The following is a 20,180-nucleotide window of genomic DNA, read 5'->3' as shown; positions in this document are numbered from 1 at the left end:
GAGTCTTATATTTCATTCTGCTTCAGATACAGTGGCAGGTCAATCAAGCGATAGAAAATAAATCCAAACTTGCTCAATTTGTCTTTTGGCTGTCTATCCACTTGTTGACTTTTGCTTCCAGCAAGGCCAGTGGCAGGGTGCCATCGCTGAGTATCACATCATGGAACTGACGCAGATGAAAGCGCTTGCCCAGTGCAGCACTGGCTTTTTGCCGGAGTTCGACGATTTTAAGTGAACCTATCTTGTAGCCCAGAGCCTGGCCCGGCCAGGCCATGTAACGCTCGGTTGCCTGGCGTGAGGCAGCTTCGCTATAGCCCAGAGTCGTTTGCTGGTACTGAATGGCTTGTTCGCGTGTCCAGCCTTTTGAATGCAAGCCGGTATCGACGACCAGGCGGGTGGCGCGCAAGAGTTCATCTGTCAGGTGGCCGAGATAGGCACTTGGGTCATTTTCAAACAAGCCCATTTCCTTGCCCAGGGTCTCGGCATACAAGGCCCAGCCCTCGGTATAAGCATTATTGCCGCCGAATTTACGGAACTTGGGTATGTCCAGTTCCTGTGATGTTGCCAAATGGAAATGATGTCCTGGCTGGCCTTCGTGCAGGTACAGGGTTTTCATGCCTGTCGTGCTGTAGTCTGCCGGATTATTGATGACGGCCCAGAATACACCGGGGCGTGAACCATCAAAGGCTGGCTGGGTGTAATGGTCAGATGCGGTCTGGCGGCTGATTTCAGGTTCGGCCCGGATATCCAGCGCAGCCTTTGGCATTTTGTTGAATAGTTCTGGCAGTTTGGCCTTGACCATTTTTTCTATCTGACGATAGCCGTCCAGCACCTCGGCCTCTGTTTTATAAGGGCGATACTGGTTTTGCGTATCTATCCAGGCTGGCAGGCCCACCGGGTCGCCGCTATAACCCAGTTTTGGGCCCAGGGCGACAAATTCGCTTTGTATGCGCGCAACTTCCTTCAAGCCTATCGCATGTATGGTTTCAGGGGCCAGGGTAGTCGTGGTCTGGTCGCGTACCAGGGCGCGGTACCAGGCGTCTCCACCTGGCAATGCGCCAAAACCACTGCTGCTGCGGCTGGCGGCCAGATAATCCTGAGACAGGAATTGACTAAACTGACGCAAGGCGGGCAAGACTTTTGCGGTTAATACCTGCTTGTATTCTTTGCTCAGGCGTTGCTTGTCTGCTTCACTAAAACCTTCGGGGAAGTTTTTGACAGGGGCAAAGTAGGCATGATCTTCCACTTTGTCTGTCACCAGTTGCGCAAACTGGGGCAGGGCAGAATTAACCAGGGCCTTGGGCAGGACGATGCCGCGTTTCATGCCTTCACGCATATTAGCTGTGGCCTGGTTTATCCACACCGGCAATTGCGCCAGGCGACGCAAGAAGATTTCGTATTGTTTGACCTTCTTCAGGGGTTGTGCGCTCTGGCCGGAGGCGAAGTGGGCCAGGGTCACGGGCAGACTGTCCATCTGATTGACCGGTAGCAGATGCCCGTCAAATTTGGACATTTCCAGGCTGGCCTTGAGTTCATAGTCCAGGCAGTCATAGGTGACGGCATCGCTTGCTGATAATTGTTCGCGCTGTATGCGCGCCAGTCTGCTGGAAACATCCTTCAATACGGCAATCTGCCTCGCCCTGACAGGTGCTGACAGTGTCATTGGCAGCCTGTCGTCATAGCGGGTGTCGCCATTATAAGTGGCACCTATGGGGTCGAAAGCGGTTTGTTTTTCATAGTATTCGTCAGCCAGCTTGTTCAGTTGCTGCCCTTGCTGCTGCCCGGCTTGCGCGACTGCCGCCTGCTTGCTAGTTGCGTTGCCTTTGTCATTTGCAGCCAGCGCGTTGACGCAACTTAGGACACCGACAGAAATAAGGACACTGGATAGTAAACGCAACTTGAGCATAAGAATTTTCCGGAGAAGATAAAAATAGTTTGCAAGCATACCACTGTGTGTACGCAGACTTGTTATGAGCTTGTTCTGAACTTGCTATGGCCTTGCCATAGCCCTGCTCAGACCTTGCTAAGACCTGGTTTGATATTGGCAGTTCCCTTGCCACTAAAGCTGGCTGAAAAAAAATGGGCTTGTCTGCCTCTTTGTCATAAAGCTTTTTGAACTTTGACCGTTATCCAGTTAGATCACGCATATTCCATTTGACGAGTGAGCAATACTGAAGTGCGTGCGGATGGAAGGTATATCGGGCTGACAAGCTTCGCGTGGTCGTGTCCTGTGTGTTGAGCGCAGGAGTGCGAGGGGAGCTGTTGTATGTAAAAATATAAGCCCCCGGTATGTGTTCCAGGTTTACTTCATCATCAGCTCATGGCTGGAGCACATCATGAAAATTGCTTCCTCGGATATTTCCTTTTCTTCACAACATACTGCCACTACAACGCTGGAAACGCAGGAAAAACTGCGCGCCTGGATAGGCAAGGAACGCCCTGATTTTGAAGGCAGGAATGCCAGTCTCCCGGCGAACTTGAGAAACGCGTCAAGCAATGTGCAAATTTCAGACGCTGCCAGGGCCGCTCAGCTTGCGCCAGCAGTGCCAGCCGACAATGCGGCTGCACAGACTGACGCCGTCCAGCAAGCCAGCGATGAGGCTGACAATGACCCGCGCATACGCCTGATCAGGTACATCATAGAACTCATGACTGGCAAACAGATCAACACCCTGAGCAGTGCAGATATACAGGCGGGTACCAGTGCGCCGGCAGCACCAGCATCCCAGGCGCCTGCTGACGCAGCACAAAATGCCCAGCCAGCGCAAAAAGGCTGGGGTGTTGAGATAGACACGCATCAATCCTATACCGAGACTGAACAGACTTCTTTCCATTCGACCGGAAAAATAGTGACCGCTGATAATAAGGAAATCAGCTTTGATCTGTCGTTTGAATTAAACCGCAGCTACCATGAAGAAAGTAGCAGCAGTGTTCGCCTTGGCGATGCCAAAAAAGTCGATCCTCTGGTTATTAATTTCTCTGGTAATTCTGCCCAACTGACATCGCAAAAATTTGCTTTTGATCTGGATGCCGACGGCAAGAAAGACAGTATCTCTTTCGTTCAGGGTGCGGGTTTTCTGGCGCTCGACAAGAACAATGATGGCAAGATCAATAATGGCAGTGAATTGTTTGGTCCGGGCACAGGTAATGGCTTTTCTGAACTGGGAGCCTATGACAGTGATGGCAATCACTGGATAGATGAAAACGATGCGATATACCAAAAACTCAAAGTATGGACCAAGGATGGTGCAGGTCATGATCAATTGCAAACCTTGAAACAGGCGAATGTTGGTGCACTGTATCTTGGCAATGCCAGCACTGAATTCGATTTGAAGAATGCGCAAAATCAGTCAAACGGACAGTTACGTTCTTCCGGCATATGGTTAAGTGAAGACGGCAAGGCGCATAGTTTGCAGCAAGTGGATTTGTCGGTATAGATGACCTGAGCTGGCTATCTTTTAGCACAGATGTCAGCACCTGCAAAAACAGCTCCCCGTGTGGAGCTGTTTTTGTGTGAGGTCATCTATTTTTATCTAAAACTTAGAACTCTTCCCAGTCATTATTTGTCGCAGCAGTCGGTTTTTCCATGCTGGATGTTTTCATCGCTGGTTTCGTTGCTGCTTTTGCCGGTGCCTTGCTTATTTTTAACGGTGCTGTCGTAGCTCTTGGGGCTTGACTGACAGCTTTGTTTGCTGCGGAAACAGTTGGTTTTTTCACGACTGCATCAAGCTTGAAGACGCTGACAGCCTGGGCCAGTGCGCCAGCCTGCTCTTGCATGCTCTCGGCGGCCGCGGCAGCCTGTTCGACCAGGGCAGAGTTTTGCTGCGTCATTTCATCCATCTGCGTGATGGCCAGATTGACTTGTTCTATACCTGCACTCTGTTCCTGACTGGCGGCAGTGATCTCACTCATGATGTCAGCCACATGCTTGATGGAAGTGACGATTTCATCCATGGTCAGGCCAGCTTCATCGACGAGCTTGTTACCGAGATTGACTTTCTCTACAGAGTCATCAATCAGGGTCTTGATTTCCTTGGCGGCGCTGGCGCTGCGTTGCGCCAGGTTCCTGACTTCGGCGGCTACCACGGCAAACCCCCGGCCTTGTTCGCCAGCACGGGCAGCTTCGACTGCGGCATTCAAAGCCAGGATATTGGTCTGAAAGGCAATACCGTCAATGACGCCGATGATATCAACGATCTTGCCCGAGCTGTCCTTGATGGAGCCCATGGTATTAACAACCTGACCAACGATATTGCCGCCCTTGGTAGCAACTTCAGTCGCCGAGATTGCCAGTTGATTGGCCTGACGGGCATTATCAGCATTTTGCTTGACGGTAGATGTCAGTTCTTCCATGGAAGACGCGGTTTCTTCGAGGGAGCTGGCCTGCGACTCCGTCCTGCTTGAAAGGTCGGCATTACCAGAAGCGATTTCACTGGATGCAGTCGAGATCATCTCCGTGCTGTTGTGCACCTGGCTGATGGTCATGACCAGACTGTTATTCATATCTGCCAGTGCACTCAGCAACTGACCGGTTTCATCCCTTGAGCGTACTTCTATGCGACCAGTCAGGTCGCCATTGGCGACCTTGGTGGCAACCTGAACGGCCTCATCCAGTGGAATGGTAATTGAACGCGAGATCCAGGCTGCAAATGCAGCACTGATGACGAAGGCAATAATACCCAGCACTATCATGAGGTTACGCGAAAACATGATGATGCTTTTGATCGCCTCACCATTAGTTTCCATATCATTTCTTTGTATGGCGCTCAGATTCTGTATATCAATCAGGGATTGTTTCAGCGCAGGGAAGGTGGATTTTCCCATCATGGCGGTGGCTTCATCCTTTTGATCCAGCTCTATCAGGTCGCCAGTCTTGCTGAAAGCCGCGACGAATGCAGCATTGGAGGCGATGAGTTTTTCTACAGCGTCTTTTTCCTTCTGAGGTATCGCCAGTTTCTTGGAAATCTCAAGCAGGGCATTGATTTTTTTCTTGTTTGCATCAATAGAAGCATACTGTGCCGTGCGGGCTTTCTGGTCTGATGTAATGAACAACTCCAGTGTACGGCTGCCGTTTTCCTGTATCAGGGCAGAAATTTCCAGGGCGCTGATGACGCCGACGGCATCATCTTCGAGTATTTCCTTGTTCCGGTCCGCGATCTCATTGAGCCTCACCACGCTGATGACGACCATGAGCAGCATGGTCAACAAGGTCAGGCCGAAGCCAAAGCTGAGACGTACCCTGATTTTTAAATTACTGAAGTTCATGGTAATTATTCCTGTGCAGATCAGTTTTGAGGGGGCAGGCAACGGCAGTTTGAGGTTTTAGCATACCTAAAATTGCGCTGTTCTGCTAAGTAAATTGGTCATTAGTCGCGGCACCTGTCAGTTTCCTGACAATTTCATCAAACCCTTCGGGTAAAATCGCAGAATACTTGATCAAAACAGAGGAATTATGAAGCTTGCAACACTGAAGGATGGTTCCCGGGACGGGCAATTACTGGTTGTTTCCCGTGACTTGAAGACAGCAGCTATTGCTGACGGCATCGCCCCGACCTTGCAGCGTGCCCTGGATGACTGGAATTTTATCCAGCCCCAGCTCGAAGAGCTGTATAACCGCCTGAATTCTGGCAGGGTAGCCTATAGTTTTGAGTTTGAAGCAAAAAAGTGTATGTCACCTCTGCCACGCGCATTTCAATGGGCGGACGGTTCATCCTATGTCAATCACGTGGAACTGGTACGCAAGGCCAGGAGCGCCGAGATGCCAGACAGCTTCTGGCATGACCCTTTGATGTATCAGGGCGGCAGCGATGACTTCATCGGCCCTTGCGATGATATCGTCATGACGTCGGAAGAATGGGGCATAGACTTTGAAAGTGAAATCGCCGTTGTGACCGGCGATGTACCCATGGGTGTCAAGGTGCAGCACGCACGCGACCACATACTATTGCTCATGCTGGTAAATGATGTATCCCTGCGTAACCTGATCCCGGCTGAGCTGGCAAAAGGCTTTGGTTTCTTCCAGTCCAAACCTGCATCGAGTTTTTCACCGGTGGCGGTCACGCCGGATGAACTCGGGGAATTCTGGAAGGAAGGCAAAGTTCATCTGCCCCTGCGTTCCAGCATGAACGGCATGCTCGTAGGGCAGCCCAATGCGGGTGTCGATATGGTGTTCTCTTTCCCACAACTGATCACGCATCTGTGCAAAACCAGAAATGCCAAGGCGGGCACTATCATTGGCTCCGGCACGGTATCAAACAAGGATGCCAGCAAGGGTTATAGCTGCATCGCTGAGAAACGCGCACTGGAGATGATAGCGCTGGGTGAACCAGTCACACCGTATATGAAATTTGGTGACAGCATCAAGATAGAAATGCTGGATAAAAACGGCAAATCCATTTTTGGGGCGATTGATCAAAGCGTAGTTGAGTCTCATCTTTAAGTTGCCATTTTTTACCTGTTTTTGTTGCTAGCTTTTGCTGCCTGATTTTATTAGCTGCTTTCATCGTCTATTTTTTTGGAGTCACCGCATGTCCCTGATCTTTTCTTATTCCCTGCGTGGTGCAGTCGTCGCAGCTTTGAGCTTGGGTAGTGTCGTGGCGCAGGCGCAGATCAGGGTGGGTATCAATTTATCTACCACCGGGCCGGCAGCGGCCATCGGTGCCTCATCCAAAAATGCCATCATGCTGTGGCCCAAAGAAATTGCAGGCAAAAAAATTGAGTACATCTTGCTTGATGATGCCAGCGACCCCGGCAATGCCGTCAAGAATGCGCGCAAACTGATCACCGAAGAAAAGGTCGATGTCATCGTCGGCCCCAATACCACGCCGAGCGCGCTGGCAATGCTGGAAACGGTGGCAGAGAATGAAACGCCGATGATCACCCTGGCCGCATCTGCCAGTATCGTCGAACCCATGGATGCCAGGCGTGCCTGGGCTTTCAAGATGCCGCAGAATGATACTCATATGACCACCATACTGACACAACACATGGCTGATCACGGCGTGAAGACCGTGGCCTTCATTGGCTTTGCTGACGCGTATGGTGAAGGCTGGTGGCGTGAGTTTTCTAAGCTGGCTGAGCTGCGCCATATCAAGATCGTTGCGAATGAACGTTTTGCCCGCACCGATACCAGTGTCACAGGGCAGGTCTTGAAAATGATGGCTGCCAAGCCAGATGCAGTACTGATCGCCGGTTCTGGTACACCCGCAGTCTTGCCACAAAAGACGCTGATAGAACGTGGCTATAAAGCGCAGATTTACCAGACCCATGGCATCGCCAGCCAGGAGTTTTTAAAGCTCGGCGGCAAGGATGTGGAAGGCACTTTATTCCCGACCGGGCCAGCAGTGGTGGCATTGCAATTGCCGGAAAAGCATGCAGTCAAAAAAATCTCTACCGAGTTTGTGCGCAAGTATGAAGCTGCTTATGGTGCGGGCACGACAACGCAGTTTGCTGGTGATGCCTGGGGAGCGTATATGCTGCTGGCGAATGCGATTCCTGCCGCCCTGAAAACCAGCCAGCCTGGCAGCAAGGCTTTCCGGCAAGCCTTGCGTACTGCGCTGGAAAACACCAGGGATCTGGTCGTGCCTCAAGGTGTCATCAATATGAATGCTGGCGACCATGTGGGCCTGGACCAGCGCTCACGCGTCATGGGCAAAATTCAGGGTGGCAAATTTGTGTATGCTTACGGCGGCTAAAAAATTTATTGCCTGCCCAACTGGAAGAAAACATTTTTTGCGCCACTTTGCCCCACCGCAAAACCCAGGTAAATAGGGCCGATAAAACTGTTGAAGCCGGCGAACAGACTGGCACTCTTGCGTAATGACTTCAATGACATATCTTCACCCCTGTTCCAGACACTGCCTGCTTCCAGTGACGTGCCGAGGAACAGGCTTTGTCCCGCCAGATCAAACTTCACCGCACGCAGCAAATAAGTCATGCTGCCATAGACCATGAAGTCCCCCGTGAACTGGTCAGGCTGGTATGCGGATAATTGCTGGAAGCCGCCCAGGGTATAGCCTATACCGCGTACATCAGTGCCTTTCTGGAACAGACCTGCCGCATTCAGTTTCAGATTGATGCTGTGGTTTTCTATGCTATTAGCCCAGGTCGTATTGATCGCCACTTCCTGGAAGTTTTTCCTGGTATCGCTGGTGCCCAGAAAGGCGCTGGCATCTATCTTGTAGCCATAGCGCGGGAAGCTGGCATCGCTGAGCTGGTCGAAGACGACTGCCGACTTCAGACCAAATTGCTGCAAGTCTGCGCTGGGCAGAGATTCGACTTTCGTGCTGCCATCTTCATTCAATAGCAGGAAGCCTCCTATCTTCGGGCGCACGCGGTAGTGATTGAAATTCAGTCCCAGTTTGGCCTCGCCGAGTGTGCTTTGTTCTCCTATGCGAAAGCCCAGATCCAGCCCCAGTTTGTCACTGCGGAAATTGTATTCGGCAATACGGGTATTGCCGCTATACAGGTTGCGGGTGTTCTGGCCGATCTCTACAAATGGTGCGAGATACATGCCTTCGCGCTCAAACAGGGGCTGGCGCAATTCAGTGTGATATTTGATGCTGTTACCAAATTCGAGATCATTGCGCCATTCCAGCCCGCCATCGGTCAGCCAGGGGCGGCGGTGACCGACTTGCAGCTTGAAGCCGCCAGCTCCTTCAAAACCGCTGGACAGGGCCAGGCCAAAACGCAAGAAATGCGGCCCCCAGTTGCGGCCATGGGCATTTACCCGTATGCCATATTCGCCATCCCGCTCTACCAGTTCATGGTTGACGCTGTCAAACTCGCGGGCATTGTTCAGTATGGCCAGCTTACGGTTGATTTCTTCCGCCTTGTATTCTGTACCCGGGCGGATATTCAACTGACGGCGTATATCACTCTCAGGCACGGCACCGTCAGTGCTGATATCGACAAACTGAATTTTGATCGGCGGTAATTGCGGGTTCAGACGTATCTCATGCTTGACGGTATACATGTCTGGCGGCAGGCTCAGAGTCAGCAAGCGGGCATCCAGTTCATGCGTGGCTTTTTCACCTATCTTCACCGCTTCCTTGGATCTGGCGAAATCCATAAAAGTGATATTGCCCAGGCCTGGTTCTATCAAAATATCTTTTGAATTCAGCATGGCTTTTTGTGCTTCCACATTTTGCTCAGTCAGAATATTCACCATCTGCTGGCTGACATTGAACAGGGTGAGTAACTGGTCGCGTGGCATCAGCGGTGTGCCTATGTTAACCGCGATGACTATATCTGCCCCCATTTGCCGGGCGATATCGACGGGCAGGTTCCTGACCAGGCCGCCATCAGACAATAATTTGCCATCTATTTCTACTGGCGCAAATACGCCAGGTGCTGCCATGCTGGCGCGTATGGCTTTATGCAGGGGGCCTTTCGTAAAAAGCACCATCTTGCCGGTTTCCATATCGGTCGCCACAGTGCGAAAAGGGATGGGCAGGCGGTCAAAATCGATGTCAGGTTGCAGGTGCGCAGTCCAGTTCTGCAAAATTTCCAGGAACTGGCTGGCCTGTACGACGCCTGCGGGCAGACGCACGCCATTGGCGCTCAGGCCCAGAGTGGCACCAAGAGGGTATTGCTCATCTTCTTCCCTGACGCTTTGCGGCAGATAGCGTCTTTCTACCCTGTCTAACGCGATATCGTTGAGCTTCAAGGCATCCAGGCGCTTTTCAATTTCGCTGGCAGAAAAACCCGCTGCATACAAGCCACCGACCACTGCACCCATGCTGGTGCCGGCAATACAATCGATGGGGACATGCAATTCTTCCAGTACCTTCAGCACGCCAACATGAGCAAAGCCACGCGCACCACCACCAGACAGGGCCAGGCAAATTTTCGGTCTTTTAAGTTCTGGCCCCGGTACGGTAATACTTTCTGCCAAGGCAAGAGATGCTGTCGTTAAATAAACGAAAAGGCTCAAAACTGTTACTAATAATGGTTTGTGCATGTTGTAATTGGTGGAAACATGGAATTCTTGGCTCAGGGTCTATATACTAGCGCATGCATATAAAACGATGCTAACCTAGGTCTAATTGCATAAGAGATTATCCTCGCCTTTACAAAAAATCTACCCATGAACCTACATCAATTGCGTTTTGTACGCGAAGCTGTAAGACAGAATTTTAATCTGACTGAGGCTGCCAAGGCCTTATTTACATCGCAACCAGGTGTTTCCAAGGCAATTATTGAGCTTGAAGAGGAGTTGGGCGTTGATATTTTCACCCGTCATGGCAAGCGCATACGCGGCCTGACCGAGCCGGGCAGGGCAGTGTTGAAGTCAGTTGAGCTCATCATGCAGGAAATTGATGGGCTTAAACGCATAGGCAAAGAGTTTGCGGCACAGGACAGTGGCAGCTTTACCATTGCCACTACCCACACCCAGGCACGCTATGCATTGCCCAAGGTGGTGCAGGCCTTCATGCAAAAATACCCCAAGGTAAGATTATCGTTATTGCAGGGTAACCCCAAGCAAATTGCCGAGATGGTCATGCGTGACCAGGCAGATATTGCGATAGCAACTGAGGCCATTGCCGGCTTTGATGGCTTGATATCCCTGCCTTGTTATCAATGGGAACATGTAGTCGTGGTGCCGGTGGATCATCCTCTGCTTAAATTAAAGAACATCAGCCTGGAAGAAATTGCCAATTATTCATTGATCACCTACGATGCCGCCTTTGCAGGCCGTAGCAAGATAGACCACGCTTTCCAGATACGCAGCCTTAAGCCTGATATCCTGCTGGAAGCCATTGATGCAGACGTAATCAAGACTTATGTAGAACTGGGGATGGGCGTTGGCATTATTGCTGGCATGGCATTTGATGCCGAACGTGACAAGAATTTGCGCGCCATACCAGTCGGCCAATTGTTTGGCATGAATATTTCACGTGTGGCGATCAAGCAGGGTGCTTATTTGCGCAGCTATATTTATACCTTTATAGAATTACTGAATCCTACCCTGAACCGTAAAATGATAGACAATGTCATGCAGGGCAATAAGGATACTTACGATTTATGAGCATGCAGGCACTGAGTAGCTGGCCTGCCGAACAACGCAGGCAGGTGCGCGGTATACTGACGGACATTGATGACACCTTCAGCAGCCATGGCAAGCTGACCGTGGCTGCGCTTGCCGCACTTGAGCGGGCAAAAAACGCAGGTTTGCGGCGTATCGCCGTGACAGGGCGACCGACATACTGGACTTTGCCTTTGTTAAGGCTTTGTGATTTTGATGCAGTCATTGCCGAGAATGGCGCGAGCGCTTTCTGGCTGGATAAAGATGGCAGGCAACAGGCGATGTATTATGCCGATGCTCAAACCCGTCTGCAACACAGGCAGCGCCTGCTGGATTTTGCTGACATCATGCGCCAGCATTTCCCGGATGTATTGCCTGCTGCAGATGCTGCACAACGCATAGGTGACCTGGCATTTGATATTGCTGAAAATATTCCTGCAATACCGCTGACACAATTGAATGAAGTCGTGGCTCTGATCCGTGAACATGGTTTTCATGCGACTACCAGCAGCATCCACGCCCATGCCTCGGTTGCGCCGTTTAGCAAACAAAGCATGAGCCAGCGGGTGTTGCATGAAGTATTTGGCGTCAGCGACGAAGCTGCAAAAAAGACTTATGTATTTATTGGTGATTCTGCCAATGATGCTAGCATGTTTGCCCATTACCCGCTCTCGGTCGGAGTGGCAAACATACGCAATTACCTTGACAGGTTTGAGGCCCATCCAGCCTATGTCTGTCGTGCCGAATATGGCGCGGGATTTGTAGAGCTGGTAGATTTTCTGTTGAAAGATAAAAATGAGTGAAAACAAAATGCGCGAATACTATGCGCAACGTGCCCAGACCTTGGAAAAGGTTTACCAAAAACCAGAGCGCCAGCAAGACTTGCGTGAGATCCAGGGTAAAGTGCTGGATGTATTGAAAGACCAGCGCGTGCTGGAAGTGGCTTGTGGCACAGGCTATTGGACTGAGCGCTTTGCCCCCGTAGCAGCGAGCGTGGTGGCGACTGATTATAACCAGCCCATGCTGGATGTGGCACAGGCCAAAGCTTACCCTGAAAGCAAAGTGCAATTTGCATTGGCTGATTTGCATGAATTGCCCGCCGCGACACCGGACCAATACACAACTTGCTTCGCCGGATTTTTCTGGTCGCATGTCATGCGTGATGATCAGACCAGCCTGTTGGGTCATCTGAGCAAGGTGACCGGTAAAGGCACGACACTGGTGTTAATCGACAATAACTATGTCGAAGGCAGCAGCACAGTCATTGCCCGTACTGATCTTGAAGGCAATACGTTTCAGTTACGCAAGCAGGAAGATGGCAGCAGGGTAGAAATACTCAAAAATTTCCCTACTGATAGTGCACTGCGCAAAAAATTTGGTCCTGCGGTGCGCGACATCCGCATTTTCAGGAACACTTACTACTGGATGCTGACTTGCATATTGAAGTAAGTATAGGGATTGAGTTCCATACTCTTCTAGTATTGTCCCTCGAAAGCCTGCCGTGATACATTGCAAGTCGTTTAAATTTTTTCTGGAGTAATTCATGGATCTGCAAGCTTGCACAGAAGCGATACGCGCTAAAGTTGGTGATGATAGTGGTTTGAACGCTACCCTGAAATTTGATTGCGGAGATGATGGCGTGGTATTTGTTGATGCGTTGGTGACACCAAATACGGTCAGCAATGAAAACAAGGAAGCTGGCTGCACCATCACAATTTCTTTGGAAAACCTGGCAGCCTTGCTGACGGGTCAATTGAATCCTATGAACGGTTTCATGATGGGCAAACTCAAAGTGTCCGGCGACATGGGCGTGGCCATGCGCTTGCAGACTGTGGTGTAAGAACCAGTCTGACAGACAAGCTTTACAGAGCGGCATTTCCTTGGCGATAGCGAGGAAATGCCGTTTTATTTTGGACTTGCAATATTGCTGACGTTTCTAGTGTTACCGACGTTGCCGATATTACTGTTGTTAAACCAGTGACATGGCACTCAATGCCAGTGCCGACGTACCATCTGGATATAAGGCGTCGTAGCAGCGTGTGCAACTGCTGCAAAAAAGGTGGGAGCGCTTGACGAATTTATAGCGCAGTATGAGTTGTAATTGCACTCCACTGCAATGGGGGCAATGCTCGCGCATATGGCCTGCCGAGGGCGCATCTTCGGATTGAAAACCTTCTTCTAACATTACTCCTTCTATGACATCACGGGGATCAAGCTGCATCAGTATAAAATCTGGTGCGCGGGCATTGCGCCTTTCTGAATAAGTATCTTGCTGTTGGGAAAGTAGATGTGCACTGGCTGTCATCATGTTGAGCTCCTGAAAAGACATCTGCCTCTGCTGAGTTATCAGGAGGGCAGGCTTTCAATCTAGTAAAATTCAAGCCTGAAGACAAGGTTGATAGCGAGAAAAAATGAATACGCCGGTAGTATTAGGGAATAAGGTATGGTCTGTGACCATACAACCCCAGGGCTGGACTTGCGAAACTCAGGATGAACTCAGCCTGATGGAAGCTGCCTTACTGGAAGGTATACGTATGCCCAATTCATGCCGCAATGGCACCTGCCGCACGTGCATGTGCCAGATGCTGGCCGGGGAAATACGCTACCGGATAGACTGGCCGGGCCTGAGCCTGGAAGAAAAGCAGGAGGGCTGGATATTGCCCTGTGTCGCCCAGGCCTGCTCGGATGTGCTGTTGGAAGTGCCTGCCGCAGTCAAAGTGTAGCGGCGGCATCATTATTATTCGGCGTTACTACATTGCCTGAGCTGCCCGTCCTTGCGATTCCAGCACGCAGTGCTGGCCTCTGGTACGGGATGGGGTACGCCTTCATCATTTATTTTTGCCAGTCGGGTATCCCAGGTCCTGACGCCTTTTTTATCAAGTTGCAACCGAATGACCCAGCCACGGGTTTGCGGTTCATTGTCGAGCTCATCCATGACGAAATTACCGAGGCTGTATATGATAGGCCTGCCCTTGTAATGCTCTACATCCTGTATCACATGGGGGTGTCCACCTATGATGGCATCGGCACCTGCATCTATCATCAATCTCGCTAACTGGCGCTGCCTTTCGACAGCGAGTTTGTCGTTTTCCCAGCCCCAGTGCATGAAGGGTATCACGAGGTCAGCGCGGTATTGCTGGCGCGCCTTGCGTATATCCAGCACCACTTGTTCATCTTCACTCCAGGCTACACCGGCTGCTTGTGCTTCCGCTTCAAAGCTGCGCGGCATGTATTCGTTATAGCCCAGCAGGGCAATGCGCAAGCCTTTCTTTTCTATGATCAGTGGTGTATGCGCTTCACGCAAATTATTGCCGCCGCCAAAGCGCTGGATCTGCTGCTGATCCAGCAAATCCAGCATTTCCTGGAAAGCCGCACGGCCAAAATCACCGGAATGATTATTGGCAATCGACACTGCATCGACATGCTGCTTCAGCGTAGCCAGGGTACGGGGATGCGCGCGGAAGGTGAAATTCTTGTCGGCAGCATCACCCGTTGTGGCAACCACGCATTCGAGGTTGACCACGCGTATGTCAGTACTTTTGAATAATTTGGCAAAGGCAAAAAACGGGTCTTTGCCCTCGGCGATCATTTTTCCTGGCTTGCCATCAAGGACGACGTCGCCAGCAAACAATATGCTGACACTGTCGTCTTGTGTCTGGGCTTGGGCTGTTTGTGCGAGCGTGCCAGTCAGAATAAATGCTGCCAGCAGATGACTTAAAGACTTGAGTTTCATTGCTGCACCTCCTGCAAAGTGCAGCGGTACTTCAGTTCACGTTCTACATCACCCGCATAGACTGAATTTTGCGGCGTCAGGGGGCTCTCTTTGCTGCTGATTTTGAAGGGAGGGCGGTAAGTTGCCTGATGGACGGGGATATCGCTGCGACGGGTCTGGAAATAAGCATACAGCTTGATATAGTCTATCTGCTGCGCCTTGCCTACCATGACGGCTTTAAAAGTGAAACGTTCACCTATATCGGTAGTCTTCACATCATACGGGTCAGTGACTAACCGACTTTCTATGGTTTGCATGCTGCCAGCATAGCTGACGTAGCAGCGCAATAAAGGTTTGGCCTGACTACTTGTACTGAGGAAGCACGCCGTAAAAAAAAACGCTGCCTGCTAGTAAAGATACTCGATACCTGTTCTTGGTCCCTGCAAGTGCCTGCATAGATTCACCGATGTTCGTTTATACGAACAGCGATTATCACAGTATTTGTGGATGCAGGGAAGTCAGAGTTTTGCCTTCTATCCTGTAGCAGGATAAATGTTCAGGAACTTCGCAGCGCCAACCCAGTGTCCGTTCTATTTGCTGGCGCAGATGGTCGGCCGCTGCTGGCTCGCCATGGGTGATGAAACTGCGCAAAGGTGCTTGCTTCAGGTGTTTCAGCCATCCCAGCACTTCTTCATAGTCAGCATGGGCGGATAAGCCGTCAACCATCACTATCTTGGCGCGCACCCTGATATCCTGGCCGTGAACACGCACCGTGCTTGCCCCATTGATCAATTTCTCGCCTCTTGTACCACCAGCCTGATGGCCGCAAAAAACAATGGTGTTCCTGTCGTCGGGCGCGATGTATTTCATGTGATGCAGCACCCGTCCACCAGTGGCCATGCCGCTGGCAGAGACGATGACTTTTGGCCAGCGTTCATTGTTCAGGCGCTGGGATTCTTCTGGCGTCCTGACATAGGTGGTCATGGCTGCAATGCCAGCGATATCTTCGGATGAGAGTTTCAGTGAATCTGCGTAGTGGCTATAGATGCTGGTCGCACTTTCAGACATGGGGCTGTCCAGATAAATCGGAAAGTCATGTATCTGCTTGTTCTTGCGCAACTGGTATAACAGATACAGCAATGTTTGCGCACGCCCAACGGCAAACGAGGGTATCAGCACCGAGCCACCACGTTGTACGGTGCTATTGATGACGTCGCGCAAATCGTTTTCGGGAACACTGTTACTGTGCAGTCGATCACCGTAAGTTGATTCTACGATGAGGTAGTCTGTTCTTTCCGGGAATTCTGGCGCCTTCATGATGTAATCGCGCGGCCTCCCTACATCGCCAGAAAATAACAGGCTGGTCTGTTCCATTTTTAAAGAAATGCTGCAAGAACCCAGGATGTGCCCGTTAGGTATCCATTTTGCCTGCACGTCATCGGCTATCGTGATGCTGGTATGTTCGTCAATGTAATGGAAATGCTTGAGTGCCTTGGCAACGTCATTACTGTCATACAAGGGCAGGGCCTGCTCATGTTTGGACAGGTGGTGACGGTTCAGGTAGGCTGCTTCTTCTTCAAACAGATGGGCAGAATCGCGCAATAATAATTTACAGAGCGCGAATGTGGCCTTGCTACAGTAAATCTTGCCTTTGAACCCCAGTTTGACCATCAATGGGATATATCCAGAGTGATCAAGATGGGCATGGGTCAGTAAAATCGCATCGACTTTCGATGGATCAAAGGGGGGATCTTCCCAGTTACGCAAACGCAGTTGCTTGTAACCCTGGAACAGGCCGCAATCCACCATGATGTGGCTGTGGTCCGACACCAGCAGATAACGTGAGCCTGTCACGGTGCCAGCGGCACCCAAGAAATGCAGTTTGATCAAAATACACCTCCAGTCGGGGGATAGTGTTTTCTTGCTCTGTTGTCAGGCAAGTTCAAAGAACACAAACACTATTGAACACGTACAGGCATATTCAAGTCAATGATCTGTTGACTCCAGGCAAGCCTTAGTTTTACTTTGTTTGTGCTAACTCAATCATGGGCGCCGGTTTGGATCAGTTTCAGATAATTTTCCGGCAGGGCGAAGCGTTCTCCATAGAGTGTCCGCAATTCTGCTGCGCGTCTGGCAAATGCCTGTGAGCCCACAGAATGCACATATTGCACTGCACCACCCGTCCATGCCGGGAAACCTATGCCAAAAATTGATCCTATATTGGCATCGCGCGTCGATTCCAGTACACCTTCATCCAGACAGCGCAGGGTTTCTATCGCCTGCATGTACAAAAACCTGTCCTGCAAATCGGCATAGGGCGGGTTGTGCCCGGTTTTGCCAAACAAGTTAGCCAATTCTGGCCACAGATATTTCTTGCCTCCATCTGTGGGATATTCATAAAAGCCCGCGCCTGCTCCTTTGCCTGAGCGCTGATGCTGATCAATCATGGTATTGATGATCGCGGCAGATGCCGGTGCTTGCCAGCTCTTGCCTTCGGTTTCGAGATCCGCCTTGGTTTGCGCGGTGACATGGCGGGACAGACTCAGCGACACCTCATCCTGAACGGCTAGCGGGCCAACCGGCATGCCGACGGAGAGTGCCGCATTTTCTATGAGCGCGGCAGGTAAGCCTTCTGCCAGCATGCTCAAGCCCTCGTTGACAAAACTGGCAAATACCCGGCTGGTGAAAAAGCCGCGCGAGTCATTGACGACGATGGGCGTCTTGCCTATCTGCAGTACATAGTCGTATGCACGGGCGATTGTTGCCTCACTGGTTTGCTTGCCCTTGATGATTTCCACCAACTGCATTTTATCGACAGGCGAAAAGAAGTGTATGCCTATGAAGCGTTCAGGATTCTTGACTGCTTTTGCCAGTCCGCTGATTGGCAGGGTGGAGGTGTTGCTGGCCATGATGCCATCGGCTGCCAGCATGCTTTCTGCTTCGCTGGTGACAGTCGCTTTGAGTTCGCGGTTTTCAAATACGGCTTCGATGATGAGATCACATCCTGAAAAATCACTGGCGCTTGCAGTAGGCTGTATCAGTTCCAACTGGTTCACTGCCTTTTCTGCAGATAAGCGACCTTGCCCTATTTTTTTGTGCAGGCCGTTGGCAATATTGGTTTTGCCCTGCTCGGCTTTTTCCAGAGTCGGCTCTTTCAATACCGTATGTATGCCACGCGCTGCACTGACAGCGGCTATGGCAGCGCCCATCATGCCTGCACCTATCACACCGAGCTTGCTGACTTTGGATTTTGCGATGTCTCGCGGGCGGCTTTTGCCTGAGCTGATTTCCTGCATCTGGAAGAACAGGGTACCTATCATGTTCTTGGCAACCTGGCCCGTGGCGAGATGGGTGAAGTAACGGCCTTCAATTTTCAGGGCATTATCAAAATCGACTTGTGCACCTTCAACCATGGCTGCCAGTACGGCTTCAGGCGCTGGATAATTGCCGCGGGTTTTTTCACGCAACATGGCCGGTGCCACCATGATCATTGGCAGCAGCTTGGCAGAGTTGGCTGCGCCACCTGGCAATTTATAGGCTGCATCATCCCAAGGTTGCTGTGCCTGGGGATTGGCCAGTATCCATGCTTTAGCCTGCTGCAACATATCTTCATGGCTGCTGGCGATGGCATGTACCAGGCCTGCCTTGACGGCTGCTGCAGGAGAAACCTGCTTGCCTTCGAGCAGATAAGGCATGGCTTCCTGCAAGCCCAGCAGGCGTACAGTACGCACCACACCGCCAGCGCCTGGCAATAATCCCAGCGTCACTTCCGGAAAACCGATTTTGGTTTTGGGGTGATCGAGGGCTACGCGGTAATGGCAGGCCAGCGCCAATTCCAGTCCGCCACCAAGAGCACTGCCATTGATGGCAGCAACGACTGGTTTTCCGAGTTTTTCCAGTCGGCGCAGCACAGCCTTGTTTTTCTCTACCATTTCCAGGCAGGTTTTTGCATCTTGTATGCTGATGAGTTCACGCAAGTCGCCGCCGGCAAAAAAACTTTCTTTACCAGACGTCAGGATGATGCCACTGAGCTGCTCTTTTTCTTCTTCCAGTCTGTTGACCGCAGATGCCAGGGCTGCCCGGAATTCCGCATTCATGGTATTCACCGACATGCCCGGCATATCGATGCTGAGTGTGACTATCTGATGTTGGTCTTTGCTGTAATTGATCATGATGTCTGTTTCCCCAATTTTCTATACGCGCTCTATGATGGTGGCGATGCCCATGCCACCACCCACACAAAGGGTGATAAGACCGCGCTTTAACTGGCGCGCTTCGAGCTCATCGATCAGGTTGCCAAGCAGCATGCAACCAGTGGCACCGAGCGGGTGGCCCAACGCAATCGAGCCGCCATTCACATTGACTTTTTCTTCCGGTACCTTGAGGTCTTTCATGAATTTCATGACGACAGCAGAAAAAGCTTCGTTGACTTCAAACAGGTCTATGTCTTCAATACTCAGGCCTGCTTTGTTCAAGGCTTTCAGCGTCGCAGGGCCAGGGCCGGTCAGCATGATGGTAGGGTCAGTTCCTGTCACGGCAGACGCTACGATACGAGCACGTGGGTTCAGGCCCAGGCGTATGCCCATGGCGGCGCTGCCTATGAGTGCAAGCGCTGCACCATCAACAATGCCGGACGAGTTGCCAGCGGTGTGCACATGGTTGATACGCTCAATGTGTGGGTACTTGCGTATCGCAACACTGTCAAAACCCATCTTGCCCGGCATCTCAAATGAAGCCTTGAGCGAAGCCAGCGCCGCCATGCTGGATTGTGGTTTGATGAATTCATCTTCAGCCAGTATCACCAGGCCATTCATGTCGCGCACAGGGCGCAAGGATTTGAAACGGCCCGCCGCCCGTGCTGCCGTGGCTTTTTCCTGCGAGCGCAGGGCAAAGGCATCGACATCTTCGCGGCTGAAACCTTCCAGGGTGGCAATCAGATCTGCGCCTATGCCTTGTGGTAAAAAGTCAGTTTGCATGCTGGTTTGCGGGTCGGCTGCCCAGGCTCCACCATCTGACCCCATGGTTACGCGCGACATCGATTCAACCCCACCTGCTACCACCAGCTCCTCCCAGCCCGATCGCACTTTTTGCGCTGCCAGGTTGACTGCCTCGAGGCCCGATGCGCAAAAGCGATTCAGTTGCACGCCTGCGACCTGCCAGTTCCAGCCTGCTGCCAGGGTCGCCGTTTTGGCGATATCTGCGCCCTGGTCGCCTATGGGCGTAACGCAACCCAGCACGACATCGTCAATCAGTGCAGTGTCCAGCGACAGGCGTTGCTGCATATCCTGCATCAGGCCAGACAATAAAGAGATGGGCTTGACGCTATGCAGCGAACCATCTTTCTTCCCTTTGCCACGCGGTGTGCGTGGCGCATCAAAAAGATAGGCTTCAGTCATTTCATTCTCCTTTTTGCTGGTCTGTATATGAGGGCTAGATGGCTTT

Annotated in this window: 17 protein-coding genes; 8 read left to right on the top strand and 9 right to left on the bottom strand. The window is 51.4% G+C overall.

Annotation, left to right across the window (positions count from 1 at the left end; translation table 11 throughout):
* Positions 1-73: 73 nt before the first annotated feature.
* Positions 74-1,906 carry a DUF885 domain-containing protein gene (locus ACO0LN_RS17915; RefSeq protein ID WP_422976082.1) on the bottom strand — a complete coding sequence of 611 codons (1,833 nt, stop codon included), beginning with the start codon at positions 1,904-1,906 and terminating at the stop codon, positions 74-76.
* Between the two features lie 430 nt (positions 1,907-2,336).
* On the opposite strand from ACO0LN_RS17915, the gene ACO0LN_RS17910 reads away from it, so the two are divergent.
* Positions 2,337-3,437 (top strand): hypothetical protein, encoded by a 1,101-nt coding sequence (locus ACO0LN_RS17910; protein ID WP_422976080.1) that lies wholly within the window; start codon positions 2,337-2,339, stop codon positions 3,435-3,437.
* A 103-nt stretch (positions 3,438-3,540) separates the two neighbouring features.
* Here the strand turns inward: ACO0LN_RS17910 and ACO0LN_RS17905 are convergent, their stop codons facing one another.
* Positions 3,541-5,265: a methyl-accepting chemotaxis protein gene (locus ACO0LN_RS17905; RefSeq protein ID WP_422976078.1), complete on the bottom strand. Its 1,725-nt coding sequence runs from the start codon at positions 5,263-5,265 to the stop codon at positions 3,541-3,543.
* Positions 5,266-5,452: 187 nt separating this feature from the next.
* On the opposite strand from ACO0LN_RS17905, the gene ACO0LN_RS17900 reads away from it, so the two are divergent.
* Both ACO0LN_RS17900 and ACO0LN_RS17895 read left to right on the top strand, forming a co-directional pair.
* Positions 5,453-6,439 (top strand): fumarylacetoacetate hydrolase family protein, encoded by a 987-nt coding sequence (locus ACO0LN_RS17900; RefSeq protein WP_422976076.1) that lies wholly within the window; start codon positions 5,453-5,455, stop codon positions 6,437-6,439.
* 97 nt (positions 6,440-6,536) lie between these two features.
* The gene (locus ACO0LN_RS17895; RefSeq protein WP_422976182.1) at positions 6,537-7,694 is read left to right on the top strand and encodes an ABC transporter substrate-binding protein; all 1,158 of its coding nucleotides are present in this window, start codon (positions 6,537-6,539) and stop codon (positions 7,692-7,694) included.
* Positions 7,695-7,699: 5 nt separating this feature from the next.
* Here ACO0LN_RS17895 and ACO0LN_RS17890 read toward each other — a convergent pair whose 3' ends face one another.
* Positions 7,700-9,895, bottom strand: a complete 2,196-nt coding sequence (locus ACO0LN_RS17890; RefSeq protein ID WP_422976074.1) for a patatin-like phospholipase family protein — start codon at positions 9,893-9,895, stop codon at positions 7,700-7,702.
* A gap of 192 nt (positions 9,896-10,087) precedes the next feature.
* Between ACO0LN_RS17890 and ACO0LN_RS17885 the strand changes: the two genes are divergently transcribed.
* The 4 genes from ACO0LN_RS17885 (at position 10,088) to ACO0LN_RS17870 (ending at position 12,866) form a co-directional block, all read left to right on the top strand.
* Positions 10,088-11,029 (top strand): CysB family HTH-type transcriptional regulator, encoded by a 942-nt coding sequence (locus ACO0LN_RS17885; RefSeq protein WP_422950529.1) that lies wholly within the window; start codon positions 10,088-10,090, stop codon positions 11,027-11,029.
* Complete coding sequence (locus ACO0LN_RS17880) at positions 11,026-11,829, top strand: HAD family hydrolase (protein ID WP_422976072.1); 804 nt, start codon at positions 11,026-11,028, stop codon at positions 11,827-11,829. Before ACO0LN_RS17885 ends, ACO0LN_RS17880 begins: the two co-directional genes overlap by 4 nt.
* Entirely contained in the window at positions 11,822-12,475 is a 654-nt protein-coding gene (locus ACO0LN_RS17875; protein ID WP_422976070.1) for a class I SAM-dependent methyltransferase, read from the top strand. Before ACO0LN_RS17880 ends, ACO0LN_RS17875 begins: the two co-directional genes overlap by 8 nt.
* 94 nt (positions 12,476-12,569) lie before the next feature.
* Positions 12,570-12,866: an SCP2 sterol-binding domain-containing protein gene (locus ACO0LN_RS17870; RefSeq protein ID WP_162059462.1), complete on the top strand. Its 297-nt coding sequence runs from the start codon at positions 12,570-12,572 to the stop codon at positions 12,864-12,866.
* A gap of 129 nt (positions 12,867-12,995) precedes the next feature.
* On the opposite strand, the gene ACO0LN_RS17865 is transcribed toward ACO0LN_RS17870, so the two are convergent.
* A complete protein-coding gene (locus tag ACO0LN_RS17865) occupies positions 12,996-13,334 on the bottom strand; it encodes a hypothetical protein (protein ID WP_162041942.1) in 339 nt (112 codons plus the stop codon).
* A gap of 103 nt (positions 13,335-13,437) precedes the next feature.
* Here ACO0LN_RS17865 and ACO0LN_RS17860 point away from each other — a divergent pair, with 103 nt between their 5' ends.
* Positions 13,438-13,749, top strand: coding sequence for a 2Fe-2S iron-sulfur cluster-binding protein (locus ACO0LN_RS17860; RefSeq protein WP_422976067.1), 312 nt, complete (start codon positions 13,438-13,440; stop codon positions 13,747-13,749).
* 14 nt (positions 13,750-13,763) lie between these two features.
* On the opposite strand, the gene ACO0LN_RS17855 is transcribed toward ACO0LN_RS17860, so the two are convergent.
* The 5 genes from ACO0LN_RS17855 to ACO0LN_RS17835 all read right to left on the bottom strand — a co-directional run bounded on the left by ACO0LN_RS17855 (position 13,764) and on the right by ACO0LN_RS17835 (position 20,134).
* Positions 13,764-14,759 carry a CapA family protein gene (locus tag ACO0LN_RS17855; RefSeq protein ID WP_422976065.1) on the bottom strand — a complete coding sequence of 332 codons (996 nt, stop codon included), beginning with the start codon at positions 14,757-14,759 and terminating at the stop codon, positions 13,764-13,766.
* Entirely contained in the window at positions 14,756-15,055 is a 300-nt protein-coding gene (locus ACO0LN_RS17850) for a hypothetical protein (RefSeq protein WP_422976064.1), read from the bottom strand. The genes ACO0LN_RS17855 and ACO0LN_RS17850 overlap by 4 nt, the downstream gene beginning before the upstream one ends.
* A gap of 175 nt (positions 15,056-15,230) precedes the next feature.
* The gene (locus ACO0LN_RS17845; protein WP_422976180.1) at positions 15,231-16,625 is read right to left on the bottom strand and encodes an MBL fold metallo-hydrolase RNA specificity domain-containing protein; all 1,395 of its coding nucleotides are present in this window, start codon (positions 16,623-16,625) and stop codon (positions 15,231-15,233) included.
* 152 nt (positions 16,626-16,777) lie between these two features.
* Positions 16,778-18,910 carry a 3-hydroxyacyl-CoA dehydrogenase NAD-binding domain-containing protein gene (locus tag ACO0LN_RS17840; RefSeq protein ID WP_422976062.1) on the bottom strand — a complete coding sequence of 711 codons (2,133 nt, stop codon included), beginning with the start codon at positions 18,908-18,910 and terminating at the stop codon, positions 16,778-16,780.
* A gap of 21 nt (positions 18,911-18,931) precedes the next feature.
* Entirely contained in the window at positions 18,932-20,134 is a 1,203-nt protein-coding gene (locus ACO0LN_RS17835) for an acetyl-CoA C-acetyltransferase (protein WP_422976060.1), read from the bottom strand.
* Between the last annotated feature and the right edge of the window lie 46 nt (positions 20,135-20,180).

Source organism: Undibacterium sp. TC9W, assembly GCF_049339865.1.
Taxonomy (GTDB): Bacteria; Pseudomonadota; Gammaproteobacteria; order Burkholderiales; family Burkholderiaceae_D; genus Undibacterium.
Note: the sequence above shows the minus strand (reverse complement) of the source record. Positions and strands in the feature narration are given on the sequence as shown.

Excerpts from the sequence above, each read along its gene's own strand:
- ACO0LN_RS17875 (WP_422976070.1), top strand. The coding sequence starts at position 11,822 with ATGAGTGAAAACAAAATGCGCGAATACTATGCGCAACGTGCCCAGACC.
- ACO0LN_RS17880 (WP_422976072.1), top strand. The coding sequence starts at position 11,026 with ATGAGCATGCAGGCACTGAGTAGCTGGCCTGCCGAACAACGCAGGCAG.
- ACO0LN_RS17865 (WP_162041942.1), bottom strand. The coding sequence starts at position 13,334 with ATGATGACAGCCAGTGCACATCTACTTTCCCAACAGCAAGATACTTAT.
- ACO0LN_RS17835 (WP_422976060.1), bottom strand. The coding sequence starts at position 20,134 with ATGACTGAAGCCTATCTTTTTGATGCGCCACGCACACCGCGTGGCAAA.
- ACO0LN_RS17915 (WP_422976082.1), bottom strand. The coding sequence starts at position 1,906 with ATGCTCAAGTTGCGTTTACTATCCAGTGTCCTTATTTCTGTCGGTGTC.
- ACO0LN_RS17850 (WP_422976064.1), bottom strand. The coding sequence starts at position 15,055 with ATGCAAACCATAGAAAGTCGGTTAGTCACTGACCCGTATGATGTGAAG.
- ACO0LN_RS17840 (WP_422976062.1), bottom strand. The coding sequence starts at position 18,910 with ATGATCAATTACAGCAAAGACCAACATCAGATAGTCACACTCAGCATC.
- ACO0LN_RS17860 (WP_422976067.1), top strand. The coding sequence starts at position 13,438 with ATGAATACGCCGGTAGTATTAGGGAATAAGGTATGGTCTGTGACCATA.
- ACO0LN_RS17870 (WP_162059462.1), top strand. The coding sequence starts at position 12,570 with ATGGATCTGCAAGCTTGCACAGAAGCGATACGCGCTAAAGTTGGTGAT.
- ACO0LN_RS17905 (WP_422976078.1), bottom strand. The coding sequence starts at position 5,265 with ATGAACTTCAGTAATTTAAAAATCAGGGTACGTCTCAGCTTTGGCTTC.
- ACO0LN_RS17885 (WP_422950529.1), top strand. The coding sequence starts at position 10,088 with ATGAACCTACATCAATTGCGTTTTGTACGCGAAGCTGTAAGACAGAAT.
- ACO0LN_RS17900 (WP_422976076.1), top strand. The coding sequence starts at position 5,453 with ATGAAGCTTGCAACACTGAAGGATGGTTCCCGGGACGGGCAATTACTG.
- ACO0LN_RS17910 (WP_422976080.1), top strand. The coding sequence starts at position 2,337 with ATGAAAATTGCTTCCTCGGATATTTCCTTTTCTTCACAACATACTGCC.
- ACO0LN_RS17855 (WP_422976065.1), bottom strand. The coding sequence starts at position 14,759 with ATGAAACTCAAGTCTTTAAGTCATCTGCTGGCAGCATTTATTCTGACT.